This is a genomic window from Lysinibacillus sp. FSL R7-0073 (genome assembly GCF_038009065.1).
Classification (GTDB): domain Bacteria; phylum Bacillota; class Bacilli; order Bacillales_A; family Planococcaceae; genus Lysinibacillus; species Lysinibacillus fusiformis.
Map to the genome: position 1 here is coordinate 1 of NZ_JBBPAS010000001.1, position 10000 is coordinate 10000.

Below are 10000 nucleotides of genomic sequence, written 5' to 3' on the forward strand. Positions count from 1 at the left end.
TTGGAACATTTAGAAGAATTATGGAATAATGTCCTGGCTCAAGTTGAACAAAAAATTTCTAAACCAAGCTTCGAAACGTGGCTAAAGTCTACCAAATTACTGTCCTACAATGGCAGTGGTTCCACTGTGACAATTGCTGCGCCAAATTCGTTTGCTCGAGATTGGCTTGAGAATCATTATATTCATTTGATTACAGGTATATTAACGGAGCTTACAGGCGAAGACTTGCTTATTAAATTTGTTGTTCAAAAAAACCAGGATTCGGACGATTTTGATTTGCCGGCGCCGATTATCCAAGCAAAGAATAACGATCACCATGATATTTCACCGGGTATGTTAAACCCGAAGTATACTTTTGATACGTTTGTTATTGGCTCTGGTAACCGCTTTGCACATGCTGCCTCTCTAGCAGTTGCTGAAGCACCTGCAAAGGCTTATAACCCTTTCTTCATCTATGGGGGAGTTGGGCTTGGTAAGACGCACTTAATGCATGCCATTGGTCATTATGTTTTAGAGCATAATCCGAATGCAAAAGTAGTCTATTTATCATCTGAGAAATTTACAAATGAATTTATTAACTCTATTCGTGATAACAAAGCACTTGATTTTCGCAATAAGTACCGCAATGTGGATGTACTGCTAATTGATGATATTCAATTCCTTGCTGGAAAAGAATCAACTCAAGAAGAATTTTTCCACACGTTTAATACTTTACATGAAGAATCCAAGCAAATTGTTATATCGAGTGACCGACCTCCAAAGGAAATTCCAACATTAGAGGATCGGCTACGTTCACGTTTTGAATGGGGATTAATAACAGATATTGCACCTCCTGATTTGGAAACACGTATTGCTATTCTTCGTAAAAAAGCAAAAGCAGATGGTTTAGAGGTACCCAATGAAGTGATGCTCTATATTGCGAACCAGATTGACTCCAATATTAGGGAGCTTGAAGGTGCGCTTATTCGCGTCGTTGCCTATTCATCACTCGTAAATAAAGATATTAATGCCGCACTTGCTGCAGAGGCACTAAAGGATATCATTCCTAATTCAAAGCCACGGACTGTGACAATATTAGACATTCAAAATGCTGTTGGTGAGCATTTTAGTATACGTTTAGAAGATTTTACGGCGAAAAAGCGTACAAAGTTAATTGCTTTTCCGCGTCAAATTGCCATGTATTTATCACGCGAATTAACAGATTTTTCGCTGCCGAAAATTGGCGAAGAATTTGGGGGACGTGATCATACAACAGTGATTCATGCTCACGAAAAAATATCTTCTTTGTTGAAAAATGACGTCCAGCTTCAACAAGATGTTAAACAAATTCGTAGCATGCTAGGGAAGTAATTACTGTGGACAATCCTACTATTTAAACACAAACTTATACACAGTCTATCTACATGTGGATAGACTGATTTTATTCATAAAAAGGCACTTATCCACAAATCCACAGAGCCTATTACTATATCTTTTTTATTTTATATAAATAAATAATATAAATATGTGAGGGAAAACGAATGAAATTTGATATTTTACGTGACCGTTTATTAGAGGGTTTAAATGATGTCATGAAAGCAGTAAGTTCAAAAACAACTATTCCGATTTTAACAGGGATTAAAATTGATGTAACAGAAGAAGGTATTCGCTTAACAGGTAGTGATGCGGATATTACAATCCAAACATTTATTCCTGTTGAGGAAGATGGACAACAGATTATTCACATTGCAGAAATAGGATCAATTGTTGTACAAGCTCGTATGTTTAATGAAATTGTACGTAAATTACCAACAAATGATGTTGAAATCCAAGTAACTCCTGGTTTCCAAACTCATATTCGCTCTGGTAAATCTGAGTTTCATTTAATTGGCTCTGATGCAGCTGAATATCCATTATTACCAGAATTAACGGAAGATCAAAAATTTACTATTCCTGCTGATCTTCTAAAAACAATTATTCGTGAAACAGTGTTTGCAGTTGCCACTTCAGAAAGTAGACCGGTGTTGACAGGTGTAAACTGGCAGATTAAAAACGAAACATTAATCTGTGTTGCAACAGATAGTCACCGTTTAGCAAGACGCAAGGTGCAACTGGAAAATTTACCAGAAGTTGAGCATAGTGTGGTTATCCCAGGGAAAAGTTTAAATGAGTTAAATAAAGTACTAGAGGATTCTACAAACCTTGTCCAAATTGTTATTACGAGTCAGCAAGTTTTATTTAAAACAGGGGATGTATTATTCTTCTCTCGTTTACTAGAAGGAAATTACCCAGATACTTCTCGCTTAATTCCGGAAGAATATCAAACTAATGTAACGATTAACGGTAAATCTTTATTACAAGCTATAGACCGTGCCTCACTTGTAGCAAGAGGGGACCGTAATAATGTTGTCCGTTTTGAAATATTGGACCACCAAGCAGTTGAGGTTTCTTCTAATTCACCTGAAATCGGTAAAGTACAAGAGGAAATTCCTGTAGAGTCATTAGAAGGGGAAGGTCTGAAAATTTCTTTCAGTGCCAAATATATGATGGAGGCATTGAAGGCAATCGACGGCCAAGATGTAGTCATTCAATTTACAGGCGCAATGAGACCGTTTATTTTACGCTCGGTTCATGACGATGCAATTTTACAATTAATTTTACCTGTACGTACTTACTAAAAATTTAAGATCTGTTAGGATAGTCGCAATTTGCGGCTATCTTTTTTACTTATGGCGAAATTTTAGGTATGATAGAGAGATAGTCAGTCTGTATTTGGAGGGGAACACACTATGCAGGACATTAAAATCGATGAGGAGTTCATCACGTTAGGGCAGCTATTAAAAATATCTGATGCCATTAGTTCAGGTGGAATGGCGAAGTGGTTTTTACAGGAAAATGCTGTATATGTCAATGGAGAAGTAGACGATCGTCGCGGTCGGAAATTACGTAACGGAGACGTTGTGAATATACCAGGATGTGGTCGTTTTCAGATCGTAGGACCGACTGGGCAATAAACTATGCATATTGAACAAATAAAACTTACAAATTACCGTAATTATGATGCCTTAGCTTTAAACTTCTCTCCAAAAATTAATGTTTTCATTGGTGAAAATGCTCAAGGAAAAACAAATGTTATGGAGTCTATCTACGTATTAGCAATGGCTAAATCCCATCGAACAACGAACGATAAAGAATTGATACGTTGGGATTCAGACTATGGTAAAATAGAAGGGGCCGTTCAAAAAAGACATGGTATTTTACCGATTGAGCTTACGATTACAAAGAAGGGTAAAAAGGGCAAGATAAATCATATAGAGCAAAGTCGCCTTAGTCATTATATTGGCCAAATGAACGTCGTAATGTTTGCACCAGAGGATTTAAACGTTGTAAAGGGTAGTCCGCAAATACGCCGACGTTTTATTGATATGGAGATTGGGCAAATTTCGCCTGTCTATTTACATGATTTAGTAACCTTTCAAAAAGTTTTAAAACAACGTAACCATTTCTTAAAGATGAACCAGGGCAAGTCCATGTCAAATGATGTGATGTATGAGGTTTATAATGAACAATATATTCATGCAGCTACCCAAATTATTCGTAAAAGATTTCAATTTATGGATTTATTGCAGGAATGGGCTGAACCTATACATGCAGGTATATCACAAGGGAAGGAAACGCTCGTTATAAAATATCGTACGGTAGCTGGAATAGAAAAAGAACATTCTTCTAGCGAAATTGAAAATACTTTACATCAAAAATTGATGGAAGCAAGAGAACGTGAATTTGACAGAGGTGTGACGTTAGTTGGTCCACATCGTGATGATTTGCAGTTTTTAGTAAATGGCTATGATGTGCAAACATATGGCTCGCAAGGACAGCAGCGTACAACCGCGTTGTCTTTAAAACTTGCTGAAATTGAATTAATTAAACAAGAAACAAATGAAACACCCATACTACTTTTAGATGATGTCTTGTCGGAACTCGATGATTATCGTCAATCGCATTTATTAAATACCATTCAAGGTGAAGTGCAAACCTTTGTCACAACTACAAGTGTTGAAGGAATTCATCATGAAACGATGGAGCAGGCCCAACTGTTCCACGTGAAACAAGGTGCGATTGAAAAAAGTTAGCCAGGGTAGTTTTTTAGATTACAAAAGAATGGTAATAGTCAGCTCGGTTGACTGTTCATTCATTTACACACAATGATGTTATGAAGGAGTAGATGAAAGCCGTGGCTATAGAGAACGAAGGTTTACAAAACCAAGCTTATGAGGCCGATCAGATACAGGTATTAGAAGGTTTAGAGGCAGTACGTAAAAGACCAGGGATGTATATCGGTTCAACAAGCTCAAAAGGGTTACACCACTTAGTGTGGGAAATTGTTGATAATAGTATCGATGAAGCTCTGGCAGGATTTTGTACAGATATACAAGTAACAATAGAAAAAGAAAACTGGATTCGTGTAGAAGATAACGGTCGTGGTATTCCGGTCAGTATTCAAGAAAAGATGGGTAAGCCTGCTGTTGAAGTTATCATGACGGTTTTACATGCTGGTGGTAAATTTGGCGGTGGAGGCTACAAAGTTTCAGGTGGTCTACATGGAGTAGGGGCATCTGTTGTTAATGCTCTTTCTGTTGAAACAATTGTGCAAGTTCACCGTGAAGGTCATATTCATGAAATCAAATTCCAACGTGGAAAAACGATACAAGAACTAAAGATTATTGGCGATACAGATCGTAATGGAACAACAACACGTTTTAAAGCGGACCCAGAAATTTTTAAAGAAACTACTGTTTATGAGTATGATATTTTAGCTCATCGTATTCGTGAATTGGCTTATTTAAATCGTGGTATCAAAATTACCATTGCCGATGAGCGTGAAGGTGAGGAGCGTTCAACAACATATCACTATGAAGGTGGTATTCGTTCATATGTTGAGCACCTAAATCAATCTAAAGAGCCTATTCATGATCCGATTGATGTACTGGGAGAAAAAGATGGTATCTCGGTTGAAATTGCTATGCAATATAATGCCGGATTCTCTTCAAATATTTTTTCATTTGCTAATAACATTAATACGTATGAAGGTGGTACACATGAGTCTGGTTTTAAAACAGCTCTTACACGCGTCATTAATGATTACGCACGAAAAGGTGGATTGTTAAAAGAAGCTGATGCCAATTTGACAGGTGAGGATGTACGTGAAGGCTTAACAGCTATTGTCTCTATTAAACATCCCGATCCACAATTTGAGGGGCAAACAAAAACAAAGCTAGGGAACTCAGAAGTAAGTCAAATTACTAACTCTTTATTTTCAGATGGCTTTGAACGTTTTATGTTGGAAAATCCAACTGTTGCTCGCAAAGTTGTTGAAAAAGGTTTAATGGCGGCTCGTGCGCGTGTCGCAGCCAAAAAGGCACGTGAGTTTACCCGTCGTAAAAATGCACTTGAAGTGTCAAGTTTGCCTGGTAAATTGGCCGATTGTTCTTCAACGAATCCAGCTGAATGTGAAATCTATATTGTTGAGGGTGATTCTGCGGGAGGATCAGCTAAATCAGGACGTGATCGTCACTTCCAAGCGATATTGCCTTTGCGTGGGAAAATTCTCAATGTTGAAAAGGCACGCTTAGATAAGATTTTATCGAACGCAGAAATCCGTGCCATGATTACAGCATTCGGTACCGGTATTGGAGAAGAGTTCAATTTAGAAAAGACCCGTTATCATAAAATCATTATTATGACAGATGCCGATGTTGATGGGGCGCATATTCGTACATTGCTTTTAACATTCTTCTTCCGTTTCCTTCGTCCACTTGTAGAGGCGGGCTATATTTATATTGCACAGCCACCACTTTATCAAGTGAAACAAGGTAAGCATGTTGAATATTGCTATGATGATGAAACATTAAAAGAAATTTTAGAACGACTACCAAAAATGCCAAAGCCGAATGTACAACGTTATAAAGGTCTTGGTGAAATGAATGCTGAACAACTTTGGGATACTACAATGGATCCAGAGCACCGTACATTATTACAAGTAGAATTAGATGATGCAATTAAGGCTAACCAAGCATTTGAGCGTTTAATGGGCGATGAAGTTGAACCTCGTCGTCAATTTATCGAGGAGAATGCCGTTTACGCTAATTTAGATATCTAATTTTTCTTGAGAGGAGGTCTACACTTTGTCAGAACAAGAACGCTCCGGTGTTAAAGGAATTAATATTACAGAAGAAATTGAAACATCCTTTCTTGATTATGCAATGAGTGTAATTGTTTCACGTGCATTACCTGATGTACGTGATGGATTAAAACCAGTACATCGTCGTATTTTATATGGGATGCAGGAGTTAGGAAATACAGCAGATAAACCTTACAAAAAATCAGCACGTATTGTTGGGGATGTTATGGGTAAGTACCATCCACATGGTGACTCTTCCATTTATGATGCTATGGTACGTATGGCGCAGGATTTCAGCTATCGTTATATGCTTGTTGACGGTCATGGGAACTTTGGTTCTGTTGATGGTGATGGAGCGGCAGCTATGCGTTATACAGAATCACGTATGTCTAAAATTGCGATGGAAATGCTACGTGATATCAATAAAGACACAATTGACTATACAGATAACTATGATGGCTCTGAAAAAGAACCGGTTGTTTTACCAAGTCGTTATCCAAACTTATTAGTAAACGGTGCTGCAGGGATTGCCGTTGGTATGGCTACAAATATTCCACCTCACCATTTGGGAGAAACGATTGATGCGGTTATAGCACTTTCTGAAAACCCAGCGATTACTACAGAGGAATTGATGGAAATCATCCCTGGTCCAGATTTCCCTACTGGCGGATTAATTTTAGGTCGTAGTGGTATTCGTAGAGCCTATGAATCTGGCCGTGGTTCTATTATTATTCGTGCCAAGGTGGAAATTGAGCAAAAGGCAAATGGTAAGGAAACTATCCTTGTTCATGAATTACCATACCAAGTAAATAAGGCTAAGCTGATTGAAAAAATCGCAGAGCTTGTCCGTGATAAAAAAATTGATGGTATTACGAATTTACGTGATGAGTCAGACCGTCGTGGTATGCGGGTAGTTATCGAGGTACGTAAAGATGCAAATGCAAATGTAGTTTTAAATAATCTATACAAACAAACAGCTATGCAATCAAGTTTTGGTATCAATATGCTGTCATTAGTAAATGGTCAGCCAAAGGTATTAGGCTTAAAAGAAATGCTATACCATTATTTAGAGCACCAAAAAGTTATTATTCGTCGTCGTACAGAATTCGATCTTCGAAAAGCGGAAGACCGTGCACATATTTTAGAAGGCTTACGAATTGCATTAGACCATATTGATGAAATAATTGCGATTATTCGTGGTTCACGTAGTGGTGAAGAAGCGAAGCCTCAATTAATGGAGCGCTTTAATTTATCAGAGCGACAAGCTCAAGCAATTTTAGATATGCGTTTAGTTCGTTTAAGTGGATTAGAGCGTGAAAAAATTGAAGCAGAATATCAAGAGCTTCAAGTTCTGATCGCTGAATTAAAGGCAATTTTAGCGGACGAAGCTAAAATTGTTGATATCATTCGTACTGAAATTTTAGAGCTAAAAGACCGCTATAGTGATACACGCCGTACTGAAATTACTTCTGGCGGTATTGAAATGATTGAAGATGAGGATTTAATTCCTGTTGAAAATTCAGTGGTTACTTTAACGCATAACGGCTATATTAAACGTTTAGCTGCGAATACATATCGTAGTCAGAAACGCGGAGGTCGTGGCGTTCAGGGAATGGGTACAAACGAAGATGACTTTGTAGAGCATCTTATGAATACCTCTACACATGATACAATTCTATTCTTTACTTCCAAAGGTAAAGTATTTAGAGCGAAAGGTTACGAAATTCCAGAGTATGGTCGTACAGCTAAAGGGCTACCGATTGTTAACTTGCTCAATATCGATAAAGGCGAGAAAGTAACAGCTATGATTCGTGTTGGATCGTTTAATGAAGATGCGTACTTTATCTTTACAACTAAAACGGGTATTACGAAACGTACACCTGTATCACAATTTGCCAACATTCGTACAAATGGTTTAATAGCTATCAGTTTACGAGAAGATGATGACCTTATTTCTGTTCGTTTAACAGATGGGGATAAGCAAATTATCATTGGTACACGTGATGGCATGCTTGTTCGTTTCCAAGAAGATGATATTCGTTCTATGGGACGTACAGCTGGTGGTGTACGAGGTATTAAACTTCGTGATGGTGACGAAGTAGTAGGTATGGAGATTGTTGAACCAGGACAAGAAATTTTAGTAGTTACTGAAAAAGGTTATGGTAAACGTACTTCTGAAGATGATTATCGTTTACAAAGCCGTGGTGGCGTTGGTTTAAAAACAATGCAAATTACTGATAAAAATGGTCCGATGGTGGCTGTGAAAACAGTTGATGGTTCAGAGGATCTTATGCTTATTACTATTAACGGTATGCTTATTCGTATGGATGTTAATGATATTTCATTAATTGGGCGCAGCACACAGGGTGTTCGTTTAATTCGCCTAGGTGATGAAGAATTGGTTGCAACCGTGGCTAAGGTTGAAAAAGAAGAAGAGTCGCTTGAAGACGAAGAGGAAATAGAGGAATAATTTAAACCGATGACGACAGCGTACATGTCGTTCATCGGTTTTTTATTATAAATAATGAAAAATAAGTAATTATTTTGAATTACATGATAAAATAAAAGTAACCTTATTTGAAGCAAGTTAAAGTGGAGAGGTGTTCATTTCATGGAAACAATAAATGTTCCGATTTCAGAGTTAGGCGTTGGTAGAGTAATTTCTGAAGATATTTTTGCTAATACACAGTATCCTATCATCTTTAAAGATACAATGATTTCCCATGTACATTTACAAGTTTTTCAGGCATTTAATATTTTTAACGTCCCTGTTTATAAAAATCAAAACGATATTCGTACGGAAAAGAAAGAAATAGATGTAGAAGTAGTAGTAGAGGACATTCCGACTTTTAGAAAGTCTTATAATCATTCTATTGAACAATTTAAAAAGGAATTTAAAAATTGGGAGGCGGGTGCTAAAGTAGATATCGCCAAAGCAAGAACCATTATATTGCCTTTGGTAGAAATGGTCCTGGAAGATCGAACAATTATTTTTGATTTAAATGAATTTTCTAACCCTAAAGATTATTTATATCACCATAGTGTAGCAACAGCTTTGATTTCCTCTGTAGTTGCTCAAAAGTTGGGCTATGATAGAGGGACAACAATTCAAATTGCAATAGGTGGCCTATTAGCTGATTGTGGAATGGCTAAAGTACATCCCCGTATTCGAGATAAAAAGACACCTCTTACTGAGCAGGAGTATGATGAAATTTATAAACACCCAATTTATAGCTATAACATGGTGAAGGATCTCACCATTTTAAAAGAAACTATGAAAGAGGCAATATTCCAACACCATGAACGTTTAAATGGCAGCGGGTATCCGAAAGGCGAAAAGATCGCTAATATTTCTATTTTTGCGCAAATCATTGCAGTGGCAGATGTATTCCATGCTATGACATGTGAACGAGTATACAGGTCAAAGCAATCATCGTTTAAAGTAATAGAAATGATTAATGAATCTGAGTTTGGTAAATTTGATATTAAAGTGGTACGTGCATTAATCGATATTGTTGCGGATCTCCCTATTGGTACAATTGTTGAACTTTCTAATTTAGAGCGTGGAGAAGTCATGTTTGTAAATAAGTTTGCACCAACACGTCCACTTATTAAATTAGTTCATACAGGTGAAATTTTTGATTTAGGGAAAAATCGCAGTTTTTATATTTCTCGAATCATTACTAATTAGTAGAAAGGCAAGCCATAATTTTGGCTGCCTTTTTCATTCATATTAAGGATAATAAAGTGGAGAGGTATACTGTTAGATAAAGTAAAGCACCTGCAGTTTCCAACCTTCTCTTCTACAAGCAATATAATATTTTTACTTAGAATCTAGTG

Annotated in this window: 7 protein-coding genes; all 7 read left to right on the forward strand. The window is 37.1% G+C overall.

The features are described from left to right. The 7 genes from dnaA (at position 1) to MKY88_RS00035 (ending at position 9851) form a co-directional block, all read left to right on the forward strand. The gene (gene dnaA / locus MKY88_RS00005; protein ID WP_340812814.1) at positions 1–1350 is read left to right on the forward strand and encodes a chromosomal replication initiator protein DnaA; all 1350 of its coding nucleotides are present in this window, start codon (positions 1–3) and stop codon (positions 1348–1350) included. A 170-nt stretch (positions 1351–1520) separates the two neighbouring features. Then, on the forward strand, positions 1521–2657 hold the full coding sequence (gene dnaN, locus MKY88_RS00010) for a DNA polymerase III subunit beta (protein WP_069483096.1): 1137 nt from the start codon (positions 1521–1523) through the stop codon (positions 2655–2657). 111 nt (positions 2658–2768) lie between these two features. After that, the gene (gene yaaA, locus MKY88_RS00015) at positions 2769–2993 is read left to right on the forward strand and encodes a S4 domain-containing protein YaaA (protein ID WP_012291830.1); all 225 of its coding nucleotides are present in this window, start codon (positions 2769–2771) and stop codon (positions 2991–2993) included. Positions 2994–2996: 3 nt separating this feature from the next. Further along, complete coding sequence (gene recF, locus MKY88_RS00020) at positions 2997–4112, forward strand: DNA replication/repair protein RecF (protein WP_193833506.1); 1116 nt, start codon at positions 2997–2999, stop codon at positions 4110–4112. Between the two features lie 92 nt (positions 4113–4204). Then, positions 4205–6139, forward strand: a complete 1935-nt coding sequence (gene gyrB, locus MKY88_RS00025) for a DNA topoisomerase (ATP-hydrolyzing) subunit B (RefSeq protein ID WP_328201706.1) — start codon at positions 4205–4207, stop codon at positions 6137–6139. Between the two features lie 25 nt (positions 6140–6164). Further along, positions 6165–8630 (forward strand): DNA gyrase subunit A, encoded by a 2466-nt coding sequence (gyrA, locus tag MKY88_RS00030; protein ID WP_069483092.1) that lies wholly within the window; start codon positions 6165–6167, stop codon positions 8628–8630. 141 nt (positions 8631–8771) lie between these two features. Beyond that, positions 8772–9851 (forward strand): HD-GYP domain-containing protein, encoded by a 1080-nt coding sequence (locus tag MKY88_RS00035; RefSeq protein ID WP_193833508.1) that lies wholly within the window; start codon positions 8772–8774, stop codon positions 9849–9851. Positions 9852–10000: the final 149 nt, after the last annotated feature.